Origin of the sequence: uncultured Aquimarina sp. (assembly GCF_947492965.1) — a bacterium.
Taxonomy (GTDB): Bacteria; Bacteroidota; Bacteroidia; order Flavobacteriales; family Flavobacteriaceae; genus Aquimarina.
Genome location: NZ_CANLOZ010000002.1, coordinates 237,978 through 260,971 on the forward strand (window position 1 = coordinate 237,978; position 22,994 = coordinate 260,971).

Here is a 22,994-nt window from a genome sequence, read left to right on the forward strand (position 1 = left end):
TAAACGTAATTTGATGAAACTGGTATATATAGTAAATCGTATCGACGGTCCTGGAGGATTGGAAAGAGTACTTTCGATAAAGGCTAGTAAGCTTGCAGAGGATTATGATTATGATATCCATATAGTTACATTAAATCAAAATACAAGAGAACTCTTTTACGATTTTAGTCCTAAGCTATCATATCATAATGTAGAGGCGAAAGGAAATCCTATATCAAGGATGTATAAGTATGCTAAAGGACTTAGAAATACGATAAAAAAATTACAACCAGATGTAATTGCAGTTTGCGATGATGGGTTAAAAGGTTTTTTCGTACCCCTGGTTTTGGGTAAACCTTGTCCTATGATCTATGAAAGACATGTTTCTAGAAATGTAGAAATAAAAAAGGGGAAGAGATCTTTAAAGAAGAGAATTACCACTGCTACCAAATTTTCTTTAATGAATTTTGGCGGAAAGTATTATGATCATTTCGTAGTACTTACCAATGGGAATTTAAATGAATGGACATTTAAAAATCTTAAAGTTATTCCTAATCCATTATCTTTTTATCCAGAAGAAAAAAGTTCTTTAGAAAATAAAAAAGTATTAGCTGTAGGGAAACATAGTTTTCAAAAAGGATACGACAGACTCTTAAAAAGTTGGCAAAAAGTAAATGATATACATCAAGATTGGAGCTTAGATATTTATGGGACTATTAATGAAAAAGAGGGCTTGAGTAAACTTGCAGAAGATCTAGGGGTATCTAATTCAGTCAATTTCTATCCACCAGTAAAAAATATAGCAGAAAAGTACCAACAGGCATCGATTTATACGATGTCGTCGAGATATGAAGGATTCGGAATGGTATTAACAGAAGCGATGGCATATGGAGTACCTTGTATTTCTTATGATTGTCCTTACGGTCCATCTGATATAATTAGTGATAAAGTTGATGGTCTTTTAGTAGAAAATGGAGATATCGATACTTTTGCAAAAGCTATTCTTATCTTAATTGAAGATGAAGATAAACGGAGAGCTATGGGAAAGAATGCCAAAGAAGCAGTAAAAAAGTATCTGCCAGAAACTATTGCTCAAGAATGGAATCAACTTTTTATCGGTTTAACTAATACCTCATCCAAATGAGAATCGTATTTGTTATAGATCAGGTATATCTCCACGGAGGAATCGAAAGAGTACTTTCTATAAAAGCAAATTATTTTGCTTCTCTAGAAAATTACGAAGTACATATTATCACTACAGAACAAAAAGGGAACACACCTTGTTATTCCTTTGATCAAAATATTGCTTTTAAAGATTTAGGGATTAATTACAATAGAAGAAAGTCCTATTTTCATCCTAAAAACCTAAAAAAACTTCCGAATCATATTGCCAAAACAAAGGCTGCTTTAAAAGAAATTAAGCCAGATGTTGTGGTGGTGTGCAGTCATAGTGTGGATACTTATTTTGTTCCTTTTATAGTAAAAAGTATTCCTAAAATTAAGGAGTTTCATTATTCTAGGTTTATAGAAAAAGACAAAAGAGCAAATCCTAGTTTGTTTAAAAAGTACTTTTTCAAGTTTGCGGATTATGTGGAAACAAAATATGATAAGTTGGTAATCCTAAATAAAGATGAAACAAATTATTATAAAAGCAATAATACAGTTGTTATACCAAATCCATTGACCTTCTTCCCAGATAATGTGTCAAATCTAAATAACAATCGAATCATTACTGCAGGTAGAATTGCTGCAGTAAAGGGATATGATATATTGATAGATATTTGGGCGGAAGTTTCAAAAACTAAAAAAGACTGGAATCTTCATATCTTTGGGAGTGGGGAATCGAATTATGTCGAGAAACTTCAACGTAGAATTAATGAAGTAGGTGTTCAAGATACATTGAAGTTGATGGGACCAACAGATAGGATGCAAGAAGAAATGTTAAGTTCTTCTATTTTTGTAATGACTTCGCATAATGAATGTTTTCCATTGGTATTATTAGAAGCTCAAGCATCTGGTTTACCGATAGTTTCTTTTGACTGTCCATATGGACCTAGAAATATTGTAAATAAAGAAACAGGAGTTTTAGTACTAATGTATGACAATTCCGAATTCGCAAAACAGTTAACTGAGCTGATGAATGATAGGGATACCATTAAGAATATGGGAGCAAAAGCAAGAGAGAATTCTAAAAAGTATGAGTTAGCACAAATTATGAATCTTTGGAAGGGTTTGTTTACAGAAGTAATAAAGTAATATGAGATCACTAATTTTAAATATATATAAGATCTTTTTATTTCCTCATGTGATCATTTATAAAGGAAGTAAGAATAAAGATCTAATTGATAAGGATATAGAAAGATGGGCCTCGGCCAAAGGGATGACTGGAGGTAAGGTTTCTTTGCTTCTAAATTTTCTGGCGAACTCTCCAGACTTTAGAACTTTGTTTTACTTTAGAAATAGAGGTATGGTCTCTAGTCTACTAAACTTGTATTGCAAAAAAGAGAAATATTTTAGAATTGATATCAGTACTAAATTAGGAGGTGGTGTATTAACAGGACACCCATACAGCACCATTCTAAATGCAGAAGAAATAGGTGAGAACCTATATGTAAATCATTTGGTAACAGTAGGCGAAGTAGATGGAAAAAGGCCTACGATAGGAAATAATGTTTCTATTTATACAGGAGCTATAATTATTGGAGATATTAAGATCGGAAATAACTGTTCTATAGGAGCTGGTTCTGTTGTAGTTAAAGATGTTCCGGATAATTGTGTAGTAGTTGGAAATCCAGCACGTATTATTAAGCAAGACGGGAAAAAGATCTAGAAAATATGATGTGTAATAAGATAACTGTTAAAATAAGCTAGTAAAATGAACACTTTTGTGCCTTTAGAGTTTTACTATCCGTTGTATATTAATTTATGCTTCTTTTTGGTGGTATTTACTTTATTACACACTAGACTTTTACAGATTAGTGAGCACAAGAATATTGTTTTCATAAATTTTTCTGGATACTTCTTGTTAATTTTTCTAATACTTTATATTGGTCAGCGCCCTATAAGTGGGATTTTTGGGGATACGGTCAATTATATAGTTACATTTGATAGATATCGACTTGGAGGAGAAATTCCAGAGGTAAATGATTATGGTTGGCATGTGTTTATGAAAACATTGGCACAAATCGTATCAGCGCACACTTTTTTTACAATTTGTGCATTTATATACATTTTCCCATTATACAAGATTTCTAAAAAATTATTTGGACAATACTGGTACTATTCATTTGTAATGTTTATCGTTTCCTTTTCCTTTTGGACTTATGGAGTAAACGGAATGCGTAATGGTGCTGCAACTTCCTTGTTTTTATGGGGATTATGTTATCATGAGAAAAAGGTAGTAATGGCGTTGTTTTTTCTAGCTGCCACATTTTTCCATAAAACCCTGTTTTTACCAATTTTCGCATATATAATTACCAACTTTTATAATGATCCCAAAGTATTCTTCAAAGGTTGGCTATTTTGTATTCCGTTGTCTTTGGTAATGGGAAGTTTATGGATAACACTATTTGCTAGTTTAGGTTTTGGCGATGATCGACTTACCGGATATTTAACTTCTGAGGTAGATGCCAATACATTTGCAAGTACTGGGTTTAGATGGGACTTCCTGTTTCATAGTGCTTTTGCAGTTTTTGCCGGATGGTATTTTATTTATAAAAAGAAGTTTGAAGATAAATTTTATTATCAATTGCTAAATACCTATTTGATTTGCAATGGATTTTGGATTTTAGTTATAAAAGCTAATTACTCGAATCGATTTGCATATCTGTCATGGTTTATGATGGCAATCGTGATCATATATCCATTTCTAAAGAAAGAATTTTTTAAGGACCATCATTTTATGATTGGGAAAGTAATGTTGGCCTATTTTTCATTTACATATATGATGTACTATTTATATTGGGGATAAACACTAACAACAAATCAATTAATCAACTAATGAAAACGATAACAGTATTTACACCAACTTACAATCGGGCGTATTGTTTGTATAAATGTTATGAAAGTTTAATTAAGCAATCAAATCAAGATTTTGTTTGGTTAATTATTGATGATGGTTCTACGGATGATACAGAATCATTAGTAGCTTCTTGGATAAAAGAAGGGAAAATAGATATACAATATCATTATCAGGAAAATCAAGGAATGCATGGTGGTCATAATGCGGCATATCGTTTAACAGAAACCTTGTTAAATGTATGTATAGACAGTGATGATTGCATGGGAGAAGAAGCTATAGAGAAAATACTAGTTGCTTGGGAGAAAATAAAAGATAAAACAGAATATGCTGGTCTTGTAGGATTAGATGCTGATCCTGACGGAAAAATTATCGGAACTAAAATTCCAGAGCATATAAAAGAAACTACTTTATATGATTTGTATAATGTACACAAAGTTTTAGGTGACAAAAAATTAGTATATCGTACCGAGGTTGTAAAAAAATATCCTTCTTATCCGATTTTTGAAGGAGAGCGTTTTGTTCCACTAGGGTATCTATATCAATTGATTGACCAAGATTATAAGCTACTTCCTATTAATGATGTTCTTTGTGAAGTAGAATATATGCAGGATGGTTCAAGCATGAATATTTTAAAACAATATAGAAGACATCCAAAAGGCTTTGCATTTTCTAGAAAAAGTAGAATGCAGCTTGCAGAAAACTTCAAAGACAAGTTTAAAAATGCAATTCATTATGTGTCTAGTGCCATTTTCACTAAAAATGGGTCTTTTATTAGTGAATCTCCAAAGAAGTTGACTACAATTTTAGCCATTCCTTTTGGAGTACTTTTAAATCTTTATATACGATACAAAACTAAAGGAGAGTTTTAATGGGTGTTATAAGGGTTTTACAGGTATTTACTATCATGAACAGAGGTGGAGCCGAGTCGATGATCATGAATTACTATAGAAAAATAGACAGGAGTCAAATACAGTTTGATTTTCTGGTACATCGCAAAGAAAAAGCTGCTTTCGATGAAGAAATAGAAAATTTAGGAGGAAGAATATATAGATTTGATCCAATAAATCCTCTTTTTCCGGGAGATTATTATAATAAATTAAGAGACTTCTTTAAAAAGCATTCTGAATACTCAATAATACATTCTCATTTAAACACTTTTAGTTGTTTTCCATTAAAAATTGCAAAAGAATTTAATATTCCTTGTAGAATTGCGCATGCTCATATTGCTATTGATGATGTTAGTTTAGGTTCTCTTTTTTCAAACAAAGAAAGCATAAAAGAAACTTTCAAGAAATTGATAAAACTTCAATTAAAAAAGAAAGTAAAAAAAGATGCCACAGATCTATTTTCATGTGGTGATAAAGCCGGGAATTGGTTGTTCGGTAAGGATACTTCTTTTACTACTATGAATAATGCAATTGATACAGAAAAATTTGCATATAATCAATCTATTGCTCAGCAATACAAGAAAGAGTTTGATGTAGAAAAAAATCTAGTGATTGGGCACGTAGGAAGATTTGCAAGTCAGAAAAATCATACCTTTTTGCTTAAGATTTTCAAAGAAGTTTTACAAAAGAAACCTGAGGCTGTATTAATGATGGCAGGAGAGGGACCTTTACGTTCAGTAATGGAAAAGGAAGCGGCACAGTTATCAATAGAAAAGAATGTTCGTTTTTTAGGAGTAAGAGCAGATGTACCACAACTGTTTCAGATGTTTGATGTATTTGTATTCCCATCTTTTTATGAAGGATTACCAGTTACATTAATTGAGGCACAAGCTGCGGGAATAAAAGTTTTTGCTTCTGATAGTATAACTACAGAAGTTAGTTTGACAGAAGATATCGAATTTTTATCCATAGATCAATCGCCAGAAAGCTGGGCAGATAAGATTTTGGCAATAGATGCTTCTATAAAGAATGATAATGTACAGAAAATTGTGGAGGGTAATTATGATATTGTTTCTAATACATTAGAAATTCAAGAATTCTATAAAGAACAAATAAGATAGCAATTATGGGGAAGTTGCAAGAAAAAATTTATAATAGTTTACCTTATCCTTTTAAGTTTATTTTACTAAATGTAAAAGCTTATCAAAATTCTAAACAACGTTATACCAAAGAATTTGAAACGTACTTAAATGAGTATATCGATTTATGGGATTCGGATATTGATGTAGTAGAGAGGTATCAGGAAAGTAGACTAAAGGTTTTGTTATCCGAAGTATTTGAGCATTCTGATTGGTATACGTCCAAAATGAAGGATTTAGGGATTACATTACAGGATATTGAAGAAAAGCCCTATGAAGTTCTTCGAAAAATGCCAATATTAACAAAGTCAGAAAGAAAGACAAATCCAGAAGCTTTGGTTAATAAAAAGCGACCTACCGATGGAGTGGGATATACTAGTGGAACTTCTGGTGCTCCGACGGTAAATTATTTAGATAAAGAATCTATCAATAGATCTTTTGCGTTATGGCGTCGATTTCATAAAGCTATTGGTTTAGAAACACGAAGAGTAAAACAGGTGCGATTTTCTGGAAGATTAATCGTAAAACCAGATGCTAAAAAAGCTCCTTTCTGGGTTTATAATTATTTTGAGAATCAGTTATTAATGTCGACCTATCATCTAACGGATGAAAATTTACCTAGTTATATTAAGAAATTAAATAAATTTAAGCCGCTATTATTAGACGGTTATCCTTCAGCGATTTATATTATCAGTCGATTTATAAATCAAAATAATATTGATATTAAGTTCACTCCCAAAGCTATTGCGGTTACTGCAGAGACCTTGTATGATTATCAAAGAACAGAAATAGAGAAAGCATTTGGATGTCATGTGTTTAATCAATATGCATCTAGTGAAGGAAGCCCTTTTATAACAGAATGTGTAAATGGTAATTTGCATTTAAATACAGATTCTGGGATTTTTGAATTTATTAATGCAAAAGGAGAAAAGGCAAAACCAGGAGAAGTTGCACAATTGGTGGTTACTAGTTTTACTAATTTAAAAACTCCTCTTATCAGATATAATATAGAAGATACTGTTTTACTTTGTAATGAAGGAAAAGTTTGTGACTGTGGTTGTGTGATGCCTATGATCGAAAAATTAACCGGTAGAGAAGATGATATTCTTTGGACCAAAGAAAAAGGATATGTCGGTAGGATGGATACTGCTTACAAAGGATTAGAGGGTATTGTAAAAAGCCAAATTGTACAGGAAAATCATGATGAAATCACAGTTAATTTGATAGCTGATCAAAACTTTGACGATGAAATGAAGGAAAAATTAGTACACAATCTAAAAGACCGATTAGGACAGAATGTAAACTATACAATCAATATAGTAGATGATATTCCTTTGGGACCTAATGGAAAGTTTGACGCGGTAAAAAGAAATTTTACAATCTCGCTTTAATTCGTTTTTGGTAGGTAATGTACTTTAATTCATTTGATTTTTTAATTTTTCTTCCAGTTACCTTTTTATTGTATTGGTTTTTGGATAAGAGGAAAATCGTCTTGCAGAATTTATTACTGTTAGTTGCTAGTTATATATTTTATGGCTGGTGGGATTGGAGATTTTTGTCATTAATAGCCTTAAGCACTGTTGTCGATTATGTTGTAGGTCTAAAAATATACGAGTCAAATTCTAAGAAGCATAAAAAAAGATGGCTGTTTTGTAGCATTTTCTTTAATTTAGGGTTACTAGCATTCTTTAAATATTGCAATTTTTTCATTGATTCATGGATAGAACTATGTAGCGCTATTGGTATACAAAACCAAGAATTTACTGTAATGCGTATCATATTACCTGTGGGTATTTCTTTCTATACCTTTCAGACGATGTCCTATACTATCGATGTATATAGAGAGAAGCTAAAACCGACAAAAGACTTAGTTGCTTTTGCAGCTTTTGTTTCCTTCTTTCCTCAATTGGTAGCAGGTCCTATAGAAAGAGCTACCCATCTGTTACCACAGTTCCTGAATAAAAGGAGTGTTTCTCAAGGTTCAATTTCACTTGGTTGTAAATTAATTATCATTGGATTTTTTCTAAAACTTGTAATTGCAGATAGAGCTGCTATTTATGTAAATGCTGTTTATAATAATGTAGAATTACATGATGGTCTAAGTTTTATTTTTGCGACAGTTTTATTTGCCTTTCAGATTTATGGAGATTTTGCGGGATATTCTTTAATCGCAATTGGTACGGCAAAGTTTTTTGGATTTGATTTAATGACAAACTTTAGAAGACCTTATTTTGCCGCATCTATTCATGAATTTTGGAATCGATGGCATATTTCATTGTCGACCTGGTTTAGAGATTATCTGTATATCCCGTTAGGCGGAAATCGTGTTGGGAAATTTAGATGGTTCTTTAATCTTTTTATTACCTTTTTAATAAGTGGATTATGGCACGGGGCAAATTGGACATTCGTATTGTGGGGAGCAATTAATGGAGCTTATCTTATTATAGAAGTATTGCTTAGTGCTAAAAACAGAAAAGGTATTCTAAATATCATAAGCACATTTATTCTTATCTGTTTTTCCTGGATATTTTTTAGAGCTAATACTGTTTCTGAAGCTTTTTATATTATAAAGAAAATAGTTCTTCAACCTGGTAAACTTTATATTGGAATGGGAGATGATATCGCCGCACCTTTTTATGCTGTGTTGGCAATTATAGTGCTGATTGGTTTTGAAATTTGGAGAGAGTATATAGGTTCTGTGAAGCAGATTACCGAAAAAACTGAGATTTCCAGAATGTTAGGATATAGTCTATTAATTTTCTTGATTTTATATTTAGGAGTTTTTGGGGATAGCCAGTTTATATATTTTCAATTTTGAGTAAGATCGTATGAACAAACATAGGGTTATAATTTTTAAGCTTATTAAACTATTAATCATCATAGTGATAGTTGATACGGTTTTAGGTATTACAGCGGAAAAACTTTTCTATACACAAAAGACGGGTAAATATGCTCGCAGTACATATGCCATTGATCAAACAAATGCAGAGACATTAGTTTTTGGTAGCTCACATGCACATAGACACTATGTTCCAGAAGTTTTAGAAAAAGAACTACAAACATCCGCTTATAATGTTGGGGCAGAAGGGCAACAATTATTATATCATTTAGGTCTTCAGAAAATGATCTTAAAACGAGTAGTCCCTAAAACTATTATTTTAAATATTGATGAAGACTTTTTGTTTAATTCGACCTTTGCTTATGATAGACTTCATGATCTATATCCTTATTATGGAGATCATAAAGATGTGCTAAGACCTATTTTTGCTGTAAACAATAGGTTTGTAGATATTAAAATGTTTTTTAAATCATATCTTTTTAATTCTACTATCGTACATATGACACGTTATTACGTATCTCCACAAATAGATTATAAAGGGTATAGACCACTTAATGGGATCGTAAGTGAAAAGGAAATTGATAATTATGAAAATGATATACAACAAAAAAGTAATGTAATAGATAGTAATCTTGTAAATGCCTTAAAAGAGTTTATTCTAAATGCAAAGTCGAACAATATTAAACTCATTTTTGTTACATCACCGAAGTTTATAAAGGGTAATTATAGAAAAAACAGATCTTTTTCCTTAATTAATGAGATAGCTACAGAACATAATATTCCTTTACTAGATTTTTTTAACGATCCGAGATTTAGTAATAATCATGATTTTTTTCATGATCCGTCTCATCTAAATGATAAAGGAGCTAAGTATTTTACTAAGCTTCTTGCTAAAGAGATTTTAGCTCTCTAATATTAACTAGTTTATGAGGCATGAGTACACTGTGCAATTAGTACTATATACAGGATATCATAAATAGAAAGAGACCATCAATATTGATGGTCTCTTTTCCTTATAAAATATAAGTACAATTATAAGGTGTCTTATCGATTAGCACAAGTATTACCACTTAAAACAATGGCATTTGGCGTATCTGAATCATTGTTAATACAGTCGAATCTATCTGCTCCGGATGGTTCCAAAATGTTATTATTAGTAATAGACACATCCGAATGAGAACCATACAATCTAATTCCATCACTATCGTTAGGATCAATTTTAGTATTAGAAGAAATATTGATATTAGAAGAGGTACCTAATTCAATACCACCAGTTACTTCGTTATTCATAAAATCAATACCATTCGCATTATTTATGGTTACTTTTTTCGAAGTAAGGAATTTATTTCTTTCTACAGAGATGGTATATCCGTTAGTATCAGGAGTATTATTAAACCCTGTTAGGAATAAATGAAATCTTCCTGCTGTAATCTCATTATCGTTGATACTAGTATTATTTACAAAAGTATTGGTCGCACTAATTCCTGTTTCATTTACATTAATCATGTTATTGTAAAATCTAGAATCAGACGTATCTTTTAATTGAATTCCAATATCACCATTTGTAATATTATTATCATGTACATCGATATCATTGGTATCTGTTGCTATACCAATACTGTATCCAGTAATATCGTTACCAGATATTTCATTATCAAATACTGTTTCACTATGACTACCTGCTGCAAAAATTGCAAATCTTTCGGCAGCTTCTGCAGAAGCATTGAATCTATTATTTATAATTTTTGTTCCAGAAGCTAATGAGAGAATACATCTAGTTTCTATATCATTGTTTTCTACAGTAATATCTTGTCCAATAGTTGCTGCAGTAAAACCAACTCTACTATTAATTTCAGTATTTCTGGTAATTAAAATATCAAAAGCTCTTTCGTGTTCTAATAGATTCCCACTAGCATCTCTGCTTCTAAAAGCTTCAATATTTATAGCATATCCAACTTCACCACCATCGGATCCAGCCATTGGTTGACCCACATTAGTAAAGGTATTTCCTTCAATTAAAATATCGTTACCATCGGTAAGAGCAATTCCCATTCTTCTTATATTTGTAAAAGAACAGTTGATTACCTTTACTCCGTATGTTGGAATATAATCTGGATCAAATCTAAATCCTATAGAATAAATAGTTAAAGCTCCTTTAGATCCTTCTACAAAATTTACACCATCAACGGTAACATTTCTACCAGAATGAATATGCATAAGGTGAGTACCGTAGAGGCCTACATCGTCAGGAGCGTATTCACGATCATTTCTGTCTCCAATTATGTTTCCACCAGAAATCGTTACGTTGTCAGCATCTCTAACTGCGATAACTGTACCATTTTCGATTCGTGATCCAGCAGGAAACTGTCTTAACTTGGTATTGTCAGACATTTTTAAATGGAAATTAGATGGAACATTGATTCCTTCTACAGAAGCATAAAAATTTTGATCAGCTGTGGTGCTCGTTACTTTCGTAGTTTCGAAAAAGGCATCAAAAACATTCGTCTCGAAAGTAGTTCCACCCATTTCTTTTATCTGAAACATTAAATCTTCAAATTCAGCAGTATTCTTCAAAGCAATATCAGAATTAGTTTGCCCTTGAACAATATTTTCCCATCTAGTCGCATTAAACTTAAATACAGGATCTTTTAAACTAACATTACCTTCAGTTTTTAAACTAGAGTTTAAAAGCCTTCCATCAATTATACCTCCGGAAAATATTAAAGTTCCATTAAAAATATCTCCACCATCAAAATCAAAAGTGGTGTTAGGAGGTAAAGTAATGGTCGCGCCTTCTAAATCTAACAGACAATTTATTGTTACTGTAGAGTTAGCGGCCAGACCAGAAAGGTCAAAATCGCATGGAGTATCAGAAACAATTCCATCGTCTTCTTCCTCTGGAGGAGTATCGTCTTCATCTTCAATAACTTCCTCTTCTTCTTCAGAAATTGCTTCTTCAATGTTCTCTGTACTACAAGCAAAAATGCTTATAGCAAACACTAATAATAGAAAATAGGGTAACTTTTTCATTTCGGTTGGGGGGTGTTTTAGGTTTTTAATTTCATTTTTAACGGAGTTTCATCGATACTATTGTGTATTATGTCGAAAAAAAATGTTAAAGTTTACGAATTATAATCATTTGATAATTAAACAATTAAACCCTTACGGCTTTACCGTAATGCGTGCCGAAATTAAAACCAAAATGAAAACTACTTTGATAAAATATACTGTAAATACTAGGGTAAGGTGAGTGAGTCATAAATTTGATGGATTTATTCCCCAAAAAATGGAGTGTTTTTGTGTGAATTTGTAAGTTTTTTCTTTCTTTTTTGTTACGTCTTAAATTTTTCCAATGTCTAAATATACATAAGTTGATGTTATTATTGCATTTGTTTCTTCAAATAAATAAATAATTACAATTTCTTAATCCCTATTGTATTAAGATCATTAACTATTGTATTATATAACTGATATATTGTAAAAATTCAGTATTCATTTGTACGTAAAATGAATCATAACTTTCAATTTACAAACTATTTTTTCATAGATCGTTTATGATTTTTAAAAATATTGGAAATAAAATTTTAATCATTCCTTATATCTATATATTTGCAACCACAATATTTATTATTTCTATTAAGTGGAAAAAAAGGGGAAAATTATTCGTGTTACAACTGTTCCAAGGTCTCTTGGGGGATTGCTTCAGGGGCAGTTAAAGTTTATGTCTCAGTATTATGAGGTAATAGGAGTTTCGAGTAAAGATGAAAATATTTTAGATAGGGTAGCGAAACAGGAAGGAATCGCTGTAGTTCCGATCCAAATGACACGTAAGATCACGCCAGTTCAGGATTTAAAGGCAGTATATCAATTATATAAACTTTTTAAGAAAGAAAAGCCAGATATTGTGCATAGTCATACACCTAAAGCAGGAACATTATCTATGTTAGCTGCAAAATTAGCTGGTGTTCCTTATAGATTACATACAATAGCTGGATTACCATTATTAGAGGCAACGGGAGCGAAAAGATTATTGTTGGATACTGTAGAAAAAATTACGTATGCTTGTGCTAGTATGATCTATCCAAATTCTTTTGGGTTAAATGATATTATTTTAGAGAACAAATACACTTCTGCTAAAAAATTAAAAGTAATAGCAAATGGAAGTTCTAATGGAATTGATACTTCTCATTTTGATCCTTCGGGCTATACAATAGAAGATAATGACAAATTAAAACAAGAACTTGATATAGCACCAGATGATTTCGTTTTTGTTTTTGTAGGCAGATTCGTGAAAGATAAAGGTATCAACGAGCTTATTACTTCATTTAAACAATTGAATAGTGAATTTAAGAAATCAAAGTTGTTATTAGTAGGGACTTATGAAAGGGATCTAGATCCATTATTGCCAGAAACAGAAAAAGAAATTAATGAAAACCCTAATATCATTCCTGTAGGTTGGCAAAATGACGTAAGACCATTTTTTGCAATATCAAACGCTTTAGCATTTCCTAGTTATCGAGAGGGGTTTCCGAATGTGGTAATGCAAGCTGGTTCTATGGGATTACCAAGTATTGTTACCGATATTAATGGTTGTAATGAGATCGTTTCAGAAGGTATTAATGGTACAATCATTCCTCCTAAAAGTTCTGAAATCTTGTACCAATCGATGAAGAAATTTATTTCTGATCCTTCGTATACCAATCAGTTATCGTTAAAGGCTAGGGATATGATTTGTGAACGATACGAAAGGAAGTTTGTTTGGAAGTCAATTTTAGAAGAATATAAAAAGTTATAATTTTAACTTTTTATTTAGATATTTTCTTACAATTTCTTATTTTACCAAAAACAAAAAAAGTAAATAACATCGTCATAATAGTAGTTGCATATTTTATCCCGTAAATATGCACGAAGTTTTTCGTATAAGCTCATTATGTGACTTTGATGTTTGCTATGCTTTGAATTAAGATAAAAGTTAAGTGGACGGTATATGAGAGTTAACGAAAGGATAAGAAATCTTTCTTTTTGGATTATTGATTTTTTAAGAGGAGGTAAGGTTAGAAAACATTATCGAGATGTTAAGCACATTATAGAAAAACCGAATCATCCACTATCGTTAGGTAAAAAAGAGCAGTATTTAAAAGATATACTAGAACATGCTACTCAAACTTCTAATTATTATAAAAATATAAATCCAAACAGTCTTCAAAATTTTCCTGTTGTTAATAAAGAAATAATCAAACTTTCTTATAAGGATATACAATCAGAAATACATATTAATAAACAAAAAGTAGGAGTGTCTACAAGTGGGTCTACAGGAGCCTCTTTTACTGTTTACCAGAATCTCAATAAAAAAAATAGAAATACAGCTGATATCATTTATTTTTCAGAGTTATGTGGGTTCACAATAGGATATAGGTTATACTATTTACGTTTTTGGAATATGTTTAAAAAGAAAAATGGACTAGCTTCTTTTTTTCAAAATATCATTCCAATAAATGTTTTTGAATTATCAGAAGAAGCTGTTAAAAAGCTGATTACCATTCTAAAACAAGATTCTTCGAATAAAGGAATGTTGGGTTATGCCTCATCTTTTGATAAAATATGCAAATATTTAGAATCAATTAATTCAAAACCTATTGATTGTAAATTGCGATCAGTAATTGGAATGTCAGAGCGCTTAGATCCGAATACCAAACAACAGATGAAAAAATACTTTAATGTTGATATGGTATCCAGATATTCTAATGCCGAGAATGGTATGTTAGCGCAACAACCAATAAAAAAAGAGTTCTTTAAAATTAATTGGGCAAGTTATTATATAGAAATTCTCAATTTCAATAATGATGAAAGGGTAGCTCCTGGAACTATCGGAAGAATTGTGATTACAGATCTATTTAATTACGATACTCCGATGATTCGATACGACACAGGAGATATTGGTATTATGAATTATGAAAAGGATCACAACGCTTCTGAACTTGTACTTACTAAAGTAGAAGGTAGAAAAATGGATATGATTCGTAATACCTCAGGAGAGATATTATCTACTAGTATTCTTTTGATCATTAACAAATACAAACAAGTAAAACAACGACAGATTATCCAAAAAGCAGAAAAAGAATATCTCTTTAAATTAAAAATAGAACAGAATATTTTTGAGCAAGAAACAGAGTTTATTGAAGAGTTTAGAGGATATTTAGGTGAGGATGCAAATATTAGAATAGAATATGTGTCTGAGATTCCATTATTAAATTCTGGAAAACAAAGAGCAATTGTGAATGAATTCGTTGCTTAAATAACTTTAAAATAGGCATGTACGACAAGTGTTATTTTTGTTTAAAAAGAAGTTAATTTTAGTTAAGAAAGTAAAATATAGATTGTATATTTGCCACCGATTCTAAATACAGAATTATAGATATGATGATCACTGCGTTCCCCTTGTCAGATATTTGTCATTTATCTATCTCGTTTCCCCCGTATTTTTATAGTAAAGGTATAAGCCAGATGTTTTCTAGTGCTTTAGATTGTTATTTATTTTTAAAATAAGGAGTAGAGTGTATAAACAAATTTTTAAAAGAGTATTAGATTTTAGCATTGCATTTGTGGTGTTGTTATGTATTTCTCCTTTGTTTTTTATACTAATTGTTTTTTTAGCTATTGCAAATAATGGTAAACCTTTCTTTGTTCAAAGGCGACCAGGAAAGAATGAGAAGATCTTTAGTATCATTAAGTTTAAAACGATGAATGATTTAAAGGATTCTGATGGAAATTTACTGCCAGATAAGGATAGAATGACTTCTGTAGGAACATTTGTTAGAAAAACGTCTTTAGATGAAATTCCGCAGCTTGTAAATGTTTTGAAAGGTGATATGTCATTGATTGGACCAAGACCACTAATCATAGAATATCTACCGGTTTATAACGAAACACAGAAAAAAAGACATAATGTAAGACCTGGAATTACCGGTTGGGCTCAAGTTAATGGTCGAAATTCAATTTCCTGGACAAAAAAATTTGAGTACGATGTATGGTATGTAGAAAATTGTAGTTTTTTACTAGATGTCAAAATAATTGGTCTTACCTTAAAAAAGGTATTAAAAAAAGAAGATGTTAATTTATCCAATGAGTTAACTTCAGAATGGTTTAATGGTACTAACTAATATTAGATTTATAGCAAATATAGAATGAGTAAAGATTTACAAGTTATAGGCTTAACCAAAAAGATGTTAAGAGAAGCTATTGATAAAAATACGTATTGGAAGAATGATCTTGCTCCTTTGCCTAAAAGTAAAGCTATATGGTTGGTAAATAATAACAGAATTGAAGAGAATGATTATTGTGGTGTTTTAGGATATGAAGGAGACAAAATGATTTCTTTTATTTTTATGTTTCCTGATTTGTTAAACGCTGGTAATGTAGAGCCCCAAAAGGTATATTGGATGATATCTTGGTGGGTTCATAAGTCCTATAAGGATACTGTTTTAGGGACTTATATATATAATGAAGCAATTAATCTAACAGGAAAACAAGTACTGATAAAGTCATATGCTGAAAATGTAACTGCTTTTTATGAAAAGCAGCCTTTTACTGTGATAGCATCGAGATTAAGACACACCATATTTTTTAGTTTAGATGCCTCTATGTTAATAGGGAGGTTTAAATTTTTAAAATCATTTAAATTTATATTGAATCGAGTAGATGGTTTTGTAGGAGGAGTTATAAGATATCTAAATACTTCAAAATTAAAAAATAGCGTAAAGTCACTTTCGTATGAATATGTAAATCAATTAGATGATGATACTTGGGAATTTATAAAACCTTCCTGTAAAAACGATTTAATTTATAAAACAAAAGAATATGTCAATTGGCAATTAGATGCAAGTCAGTACCTACAGACTCCTGTGCCAGAAAGACATCCGCATAAGTCTTTGCAAACAGGAATTAGTAACAATATTTATTTGCACAATCTTAAAATTTCAAAAGGTGAAGAAATAGTAGGTTTTATATCTTATGTTGTTAACTATAATGAATTGAATGTAAAATATTTTATAGTCGACAAAGAAGAAAACTATGATATTTGTGTTGATGCCTTGTTAGAAAATTTTATAAGACAAAAGACAACTTTTATGTTTACTGATGATACTAAGTTGTCAGATAACATAACCAAAAGGTTTAAAACAATATTTACGCATAAAGTAACTAAGAAAGGTTTAGCTCATAATGAAACCAACGTGGATACGGAGCATTGCGAAATGTTAAATCGAGATGGACATTTTTATTAACTAATTGCATAATCAACCAGACCAAAATGGAATTTGTAAATAGACTTCAAAAATCAATAGAACAGCATGCTAAACTAAACGTATTATGCATAAATGGAACATGTTATACGTATAAAGATTTTGCACAGCAAATATCAAATATAAGGGCTGCTGTTATAAATAAAATTGACGATTCGGAAAAGCTAATAGGTTTGGTTACTAATGATGATTTACAAACCTATGCTAGTATTTTAGCACTTTGGTTAGAAGGTAAGGCGTATGTACCAGTCAATCCAGAAGTTCCTTTTGAAAGAAATAGTAAAGTTTTTGAACAAACTGAAACGAAGTATGTAATAGACTCTTCAGAAAATTCAATTTATGATGATTATGAAGTAATTGCGTCAAAAGAGTTGTCGGATACTAACATTAATTTGGTACCAAGAAAAATTAAAGGAGACGATTTAGCTTATATTCTATTTACTTCAGGAACTACAGGATTACCAAAAGGAGTTCCGATTACATTTGATAATGTGCAAGCTTTAGTTGGAGCTATAGATGCTGAACCAACTTTTAATTTGGTTCCGGAAGATAGATGCTTACAGATGTTCGAACTTACCTTTGATTTTTCTGTAGTTGCTTATTTATTTCCTTTATTAGCAGGTTCCTGCATGTATACGATTCCGAAAGGAGCAATTAAGTATTTTTATATTTTCAAGTTAATAAATGAAGAAAAGTTAACTGTACTAACTATGGTTCCGTCCATCATCAATTATCTAAGACCTTATTTTGGAGAAATAAATGCACCAGATGTACGATATTGTAGTTTTGGAGGAGGAGCCCTTCATAGTGATATAGCGAAGGAATGGAGTGATTGTTTACCAAATTGTAAAATATTTAACTATTACGGCCCAACTGAATTTACGGTATATAGTGGTTTTTATCCGTATCATAAAGAAACGGCAACAAAAGCCCACAATGGGATAATTGCTATCGGAACACCACAAAAAGATACTTTATATTTAGTGGTTAATGATAATAATGAAGAAGTTCCAATAGGAGAGACGGGAGAATTGTGTTTAGGAGGACCACAAATTACTCCAGGTTATTGGAAAAATGAAGAACGAAATGCTAAAAGCTTTTTCGAAAGAGAAGAAAATGGGAAAAGCATTCGTTATTATAAAACAGGAGATCTTTGTTTAAAAGATGAAGATGGAGATTTTTTATATGTAGGTAGAGCAGATTTTCAAGTAAAGATTAGAGGATATCGTGTGGAATTAGCTGAAATAGAGTTTCATGCTAAATCTAAATCTGAAAAAAAAGTGAATATGGTAGCGTTAGATATTACAAATGATCTAGGAAACGCTGAGCTTGGATTAGCTATTGAATCTGAGGAATTTGATACAGAAATTATTTTTGACCATATGAAATCAGTGATGCCATCATATATGATTCCAATGCATGTGAGATTTGTAAAAGAATTTCCTCATAGTATCAATGGTAAAATTGATAGAAAAGAACTAAAAAAACATTTTGACTTAACATAAATACCTAAAAAATAAAAACAATCGATGAGTAGAGAAGATATTTTATCTAAAGTAAGAACAGCGTTCATCGCTGTGTTAGAGCATGAAAATTTTGAACTTTCTGATGAAACAACTGCAAATGATGTTGATGGATGGGAGTCTATTACCCATATGATGATTATTACAGAAGTTGAAAAAACATTTAATATCAAGTTTAAATTAATGGATCTCATGAACATGAATAATGTTGGAGATTTACTTAATTGTATAGAATCAGAATTACAAGCATAAATTATATGTACCAGTCGTTTATAAAACGTATTATTGATTTTACTTTAAGCTTTATTGGCATTCTCTTTTTGTCGCCAATTATCTTAATATTAATTGTACTGTTAGCAATAGCAAATGGTGGAAAACCTTTCTTTTTTCAGTCTAGACCTGGTAAAAATGAAAGGATTTTTAAAATAATTAAGTTTAAGAGTATGAATGACAAGAAAGATGAAAATGGAGAACTGCTTCCTTTTGATCAAAGAATTACCAAAACAGGTAAGTTTATAAGAAAATACTCATTAGATGAAATCCCACAGTTATTTAATGTTGTAAAAGGAGATATGAGTTTGATTGGTCCAAGACCACTATTAGTTAAATATTTGCCTTTGTACAATGATGTTCAGAAAAAACGACACGATGTTAAACCTGGAATTACTGGGTGGGCACAAGTCAATGGTAGAAATGCAATTTCTTGGGATGAGAAGTTTAAATTAGATGTTTGGTATACAGAAAATATTAGCTTTAAACTTGACATAAAAATTATAATTAAAACCATAAAGAAAGTTCTCTTTAAAGAAGATATCAATAGTGGCGAAAATGTAAATATGCCTACCTTTACAGGTAATAATTAACCATACTAAATTAAAACAACTAAAAACTATATTATAAAGAAGTGAAAAATGCTGTAATCATTGGCGCTGGAACGCAAGGTCAAGTATATGCTTCTTACCTAAAAGAGGCTGGAATTAATATCATCGGTTTTATAGATGATAATCCAGATCTAGTAGGTAAGGACGTTATAGGGATACCTGTTATTGGTATGTATAAAGACTTGTTTTTGGATGAATTTAAAAATAAAATACAAGATGTGTATTGCCCAATTGGTGTTAATGCTGTTAGAGTTGAGTATTTATCAACTTTAAAAAAAGAAGGATATGGTATTCCCGGTTTTTTACATCATACTGTCTCAATCGCTCCGGATGTTACCATTGGAGAAGCAGTGTATATGCTAGCAGGTAACATTGTAATGCCGCATACTAACATAGGAAATTATATTATGATCAATATGGATAGTACCATAGCGCATCATGTAACATTGGAAGATGGAGTTTTTATGTCTTCTGGGGTAAATATTGGAGCGCTCATTAATGTTAGAAAGAATGCTTATATAGGTATGGGAGTTACTGCTATGACTGGAGTAAAAGAAATAGGAAAAGAAACATTGATAGGAGCCGGTACAGTTATTATTAAAGATGTTCCCGAATATACTACCGTAGTTGGAAATCCAGCGCGTGTAATCAAAACAAAACAACCATAGTTTATGGATTTTGAAATTAACCACACAGATATCACTTTTATTGGATCAGGAATTTCATCCTCATTCTCTATATTACATTTTCTTGATCTTTTAGAAAAAGAACCAATTGACAAGAAAATTTCACTTACAATTATTGATCGATATCCAGAGTTTTATACTGGTATTCCATACGGTGTTAGATCTGGTTACTCGGTTTTATTAATTACTTCGTTGAAGAATTTTTTGCCAGAGCCAGAATTGAGTAAATTCATTAAATGGCTTAATCTAAATAAAGAATGGCTATTAGATGAATTTAGAACAGAAGGTGGACAATTATCTCTAGAATGGTTAGCCACGCACAAAGAAAGGCTTAAAAATAATGAATGGGAAGATCTGTTTATTCCACGTCGCTTTTTTGGCTCTTATATTGATCAAAAAGTAAAAAGTACTCTTGAAAAAGCCATAAATGAGAAAAGGGTAACGGTAGATTACATCAACTCCGAAGTAACAGATATTGATAAGAACAATGACTCTTATACCTTATCATTATGTGATCATAAAAAAATATCATCAGAAAAAGTTATTCTTTCGGTAGGTTCACTTCCTACACTAAAATTATGGAAGAATGAGGATTTAATTGAGCAGGATAATCTAATGTTTATCAATAACCCTTATAAACCAAATTTGGGTGAAGTTTTAGGACAATTAGAGTTGTTTTTAAAAGGCAAGAACGCTAAAGAAGTAAATGCTTTAATTGTTGGAGCAAATGCGAGTGGATTAGAGATGTTGTATAAACTGAATGATTTGGATGCTATTGGATCCAAGATTGATAAGTTTACAATGTTATCTACACAAGGACTTTCTCCAGATTCTATTATAGATGAAGAAGGAAAGAAGAAATATACTCCTAAAAATTTATTAGCTCTTAAGGACAAGGAAGACTTGACTGCTAGCCAAATTGCCGAAGCAACGTATAAAGATTTAGATGTAGCTGATGATGTTAAATTAGGAGCAGCTTCTACAGTCGATATAATATCTGGTGCTTTCGGAGCATTACTTAAAAAATTAAATTGGGAAGAATTAAAAAAGTTTGCATGCTTGTATGGTAATGATATTGGACGTAGACAACGTTGTGCAGGATACCATTATTCTAAAACTATCGATGCTTTAAAAGAGGAAAATCGTTTTGAACATATTGCGGGAAGATTTGTTGATATTAAAAAAGAATCTGATCAGGCATATTTTTTCGAATATTTAGATACTGCATCTAAAACGAATAAGATAAGTAAAGATACTGTTGATGTTGTTTTTAATTGTATCGGAGGTACAAATTTAAAAGCATCAGACGTTCCTGAATTGTTAAAGAATTTGATTCAAAAAGAACTATGTGTTCCTAATGAATCTAATATTGGTTTTGATGTTAACGAATCCTTAGAGTCATCTAAGAATTTACATGTTATGGGGCCACTTTTGGCCGGAAACATTTTTGATGGTAAAGCGGTCTGGCATGTAGAACATTGTGGAAGAATTATCTGGCTTTCAGGAGTGTTATCTAAGAGTATACATCAATATTATAAACTTTTAGAACCCAAAAAATGAAATAATTTAAAGAAATAAAAAAAAATCTATCCCCCTAGATTAAGAATACTATTAAACCGAAATATCCATACCAAACATTTTTGCATTGAACAACTATAAAATACAAATTAAAGAGCTCAATGATTCTGTAGATATACAGAATTACAGAGATCTGCTTACAAAAAGATGGGGAAATAATGTGTATTATTCTATAGAACATATGCGTTATTTTGAGAAAGAAGGAGATCATCTAAGATGTTTTTTGTTAGAGAAAGATGATGTTCCTATAGTTTTAATGCCTTTTGTTTTAAGAAAAATCAAGATAAATAATGATGATGTTCCTTATTACGATGCTATTAGTCCATATGGGTATAGTGGACCCTTGTTTAATGAAGATATAACAGCAGCAGATTTATCCGAGTTTTGGCGTTTAGTTGATATTTGGTACAAGGAAAATAATGTAATAACAGAGTTTATTCGTTTTAGTTTAAATTCAAATCATCAGAATTATTCTGGTTCGTTGATTAAGACACTCTCTAATGTAAAAGGAATGTTGATTAATGATTTTGAAGAACAATGGAATGCCTTTTTACCAAAGGTTCGTAATAATTATAGGAAGGCGATAAATTATGATTTGGATTTTAAGGTATTTCATAAACAAGAAATTACAAAGGACATCATTAAAATATTTCATAGTATATATGAAGATACAATGACTAGAAATAATGCTGATAAAATTTATTTTTTTTCTAACACCTATTTCGAAGATCTAATTTTATCTAATCTTGATAATTTTTCCATCATTGTTGTTTACTATCAAGAAATACCAATTTCTGTTGAGTTAATTATTAATTATAAGGATACCATATTTGCCTTTTTAGGAGGAACGAATGCTGAGTATTTTAGCTATCGTCCTAATGATTTTTTACGGGTTAAAGTAATCGAGTGGGCAATTAGTAATGGAAAGAAATATTATGTTTTAGGAGGAGGAATGAAGGATGGAGATGGATTGTATAAGAATAAAAAATCGCTTTTCCCAAAAGATGAAGATGCTACCTTTTATACAGGTAGAAAGGTAATCAATGAGAAAGTCTACGATCAGTTGTGTTTAGCATCTTGCGATACATATGCACAGCTAGATAAAGAGGATCTTAATAATTACTTCTTTCCATATTATAGACTAAACAACAGATAATACTA

General features: G+C 31.0%; 20 protein-coding genes. 19 read left to right on the plus strand and 1 reads right to left on the minus strand.

Features of this window, described 5'->3' with window-relative positions; all coding sequences use genetic code 11:
* The first annotated feature begins 13 nt into the window (after positions 1–13).
* The 9 genes from Q1B37_RS05355 to Q1B37_RS05395 all read left to right on the plus strand — a co-directional run bounded on the left by Q1B37_RS05355 (position 14) and on the right by Q1B37_RS05395 (position 9,778).
* Positions 14–1,123: a glycosyltransferase family 4 protein gene (locus Q1B37_RS05355; RefSeq protein WP_299896317.1), complete on the plus strand. Its 1,110-nt coding sequence runs from the start codon at positions 14–16 to the stop codon at positions 1,121–1,123.
* Complete coding sequence (locus tag Q1B37_RS05360) at positions 1,120–2,235, plus strand: glycosyltransferase family 4 protein (RefSeq protein WP_299896319.1); 1,116 nt, start codon at positions 1,120–1,122, stop codon at positions 2,233–2,235. The genes Q1B37_RS05355 and Q1B37_RS05360 overlap by 4 nt, the downstream gene beginning before the upstream one ends.
* Position 2,236: 1 nt before the next feature.
* Entirely contained in the window at positions 2,237–2,809 is a 573-nt protein-coding gene (locus Q1B37_RS05365; RefSeq protein ID WP_299896322.1) for a hypothetical protein, read from the plus strand.
* A 45-nt stretch (positions 2,810–2,854) separates the two neighbouring features.
* A complete protein-coding gene (locus Q1B37_RS05370; protein ID WP_299601753.1) occupies positions 2,855–3,949 on the plus strand; it encodes an EpsG family protein in 1,095 nt (364 codons plus the stop codon).
* A 29-nt stretch (positions 3,950–3,978) separates the two neighbouring features.
* The gene (locus Q1B37_RS05375) at positions 3,979–4,869 is read left to right on the plus strand and encodes a glycosyltransferase family 2 protein (RefSeq protein WP_299896333.1); all 891 of its coding nucleotides are present in this window, start codon (positions 3,979–3,981) and stop codon (positions 4,867–4,869) included.
* Positions 4,869–6,008: a glycosyltransferase family 1 protein gene (locus tag Q1B37_RS05380; RefSeq protein ID WP_299896341.1), complete on the plus strand. Its 1,140-nt coding sequence runs from the start codon at positions 4,869–4,871 to the stop codon at positions 6,006–6,008. The genes Q1B37_RS05375 and Q1B37_RS05380 overlap by 1 nt, the downstream gene beginning before the upstream one ends.
* Before the next feature lie 5 nt (positions 6,009–6,013).
* The gene (locus Q1B37_RS05385) at positions 6,014–7,417 is read left to right on the plus strand and encodes a hypothetical protein (protein ID WP_299896344.1); all 1,404 of its coding nucleotides are present in this window, start codon (positions 6,014–6,016) and stop codon (positions 7,415–7,417) included.
* Between the two features lie 101 nt (positions 7,418–7,518).
* Positions 7,519–8,844 carry an MBOAT family O-acyltransferase gene (locus Q1B37_RS05390; RefSeq protein ID WP_366944297.1) on the plus strand — a complete coding sequence of 442 codons (1,326 nt, stop codon included), beginning with the start codon at positions 7,519–7,521 and terminating at the stop codon, positions 8,842–8,844.
* Positions 8,845–8,854: 10 nt separating this feature from the next.
* Positions 8,855–9,778 carry a hypothetical protein gene (locus tag Q1B37_RS05395; protein ID WP_299896350.1) on the plus strand — a complete coding sequence of 308 codons (924 nt, stop codon included), beginning with the start codon at positions 8,855–8,857 and terminating at the stop codon, positions 9,776–9,778.
* Positions 9,779–9,909: 131 nt separating this feature from the next.
* On the opposite strand, the gene Q1B37_RS05400 is transcribed toward Q1B37_RS05395, so the two are convergent.
* Positions 9,910–11,895: a right-handed parallel beta-helix repeat-containing protein gene (locus Q1B37_RS05400; RefSeq protein ID WP_299896352.1), complete on the minus strand. Its 1,986-nt coding sequence runs from the start codon at positions 11,893–11,895 to the stop codon at positions 9,910–9,912.
* Between the two features lie 691 nt (positions 11,896–12,586).
* On the opposite strand from Q1B37_RS05400, the gene Q1B37_RS05405 reads away from it, so the two are divergent.
* The 10 genes from Q1B37_RS05405 (at position 12,587) to Q1B37_RS05450 (ending at position 22,989) form a co-directional block, all read left to right on the plus strand.
* Entirely contained in the window at positions 12,587–13,660 is a 1,074-nt protein-coding gene (locus tag Q1B37_RS05405; RefSeq protein WP_299896359.1) for a glycosyltransferase family 4 protein, read from the plus strand.
* 192 nt (positions 13,661–13,852) lie between these two features.
* Positions 13,853–15,160, plus strand: coding sequence for a CoF synthetase (locus Q1B37_RS05410; RefSeq protein ID WP_299896362.1), 1,308 nt, complete (start codon positions 13,853–13,855; stop codon positions 15,158–15,160).
* Between the two features lie 259 nt (positions 15,161–15,419).
* Positions 15,420–16,025, plus strand: coding sequence for a sugar transferase (locus Q1B37_RS05415; RefSeq protein ID WP_299896365.1), 606 nt, complete (start codon positions 15,420–15,422; stop codon positions 16,023–16,025).
* Positions 16,026–16,049: 24 nt separating this feature from the next.
* Entirely contained in the window at positions 16,050–17,147 is a 1,098-nt protein-coding gene (locus Q1B37_RS05420; RefSeq protein WP_299896368.1) for a hypothetical protein, read from the plus strand.
* 26 nt (positions 17,148–17,173) lie between these two features.
* The gene (locus Q1B37_RS05425) at positions 17,174–18,670 is read left to right on the plus strand and encodes an AMP-binding protein (RefSeq protein ID WP_299896370.1); all 1,497 of its coding nucleotides are present in this window, start codon (positions 17,174–17,176) and stop codon (positions 18,668–18,670) included.
* 24 nt (positions 18,671–18,694) lie between these two features.
* Entirely contained in the window at positions 18,695–18,940 is a 246-nt protein-coding gene (locus tag Q1B37_RS05430) for an acyl carrier protein (RefSeq protein ID WP_299601724.1), read from the plus strand.
* Positions 18,941–18,945: 5 nt separating this feature from the next.
* Positions 18,946–19,551 (plus strand): sugar transferase, encoded by a 606-nt coding sequence (locus Q1B37_RS05435; RefSeq protein WP_299601722.1) that lies wholly within the window; start codon positions 18,946–18,948, stop codon positions 19,549–19,551.
* Between the two features lie 41 nt (positions 19,552–19,592).
* Positions 19,593–20,237 carry a NeuD/PglB/VioB family sugar acetyltransferase gene (locus Q1B37_RS05440; protein WP_299896373.1) on the plus strand — a complete coding sequence of 215 codons (645 nt, stop codon included), beginning with the start codon at positions 19,593–19,595 and terminating at the stop codon, positions 20,235–20,237.
* A 3-nt stretch (positions 20,238–20,240) separates the two neighbouring features.
* A complete protein-coding gene (locus Q1B37_RS05445; RefSeq protein ID WP_299896376.1) occupies positions 20,241–21,815 on the plus strand; it encodes an FAD/NAD(P)-binding protein in 1,575 nt (524 codons plus the stop codon).
* An 85-nt stretch (positions 21,816–21,900) separates the two neighbouring features.
* On the plus strand, positions 21,901–22,989 hold the full coding sequence (locus Q1B37_RS05450; RefSeq protein WP_299896381.1) for a GNAT family N-acetyltransferase: 1,089 nt from the start codon (positions 21,901–21,903) through the stop codon (positions 22,987–22,989).
* Positions 22,990–22,994 lie beyond the last annotated feature (5 nt).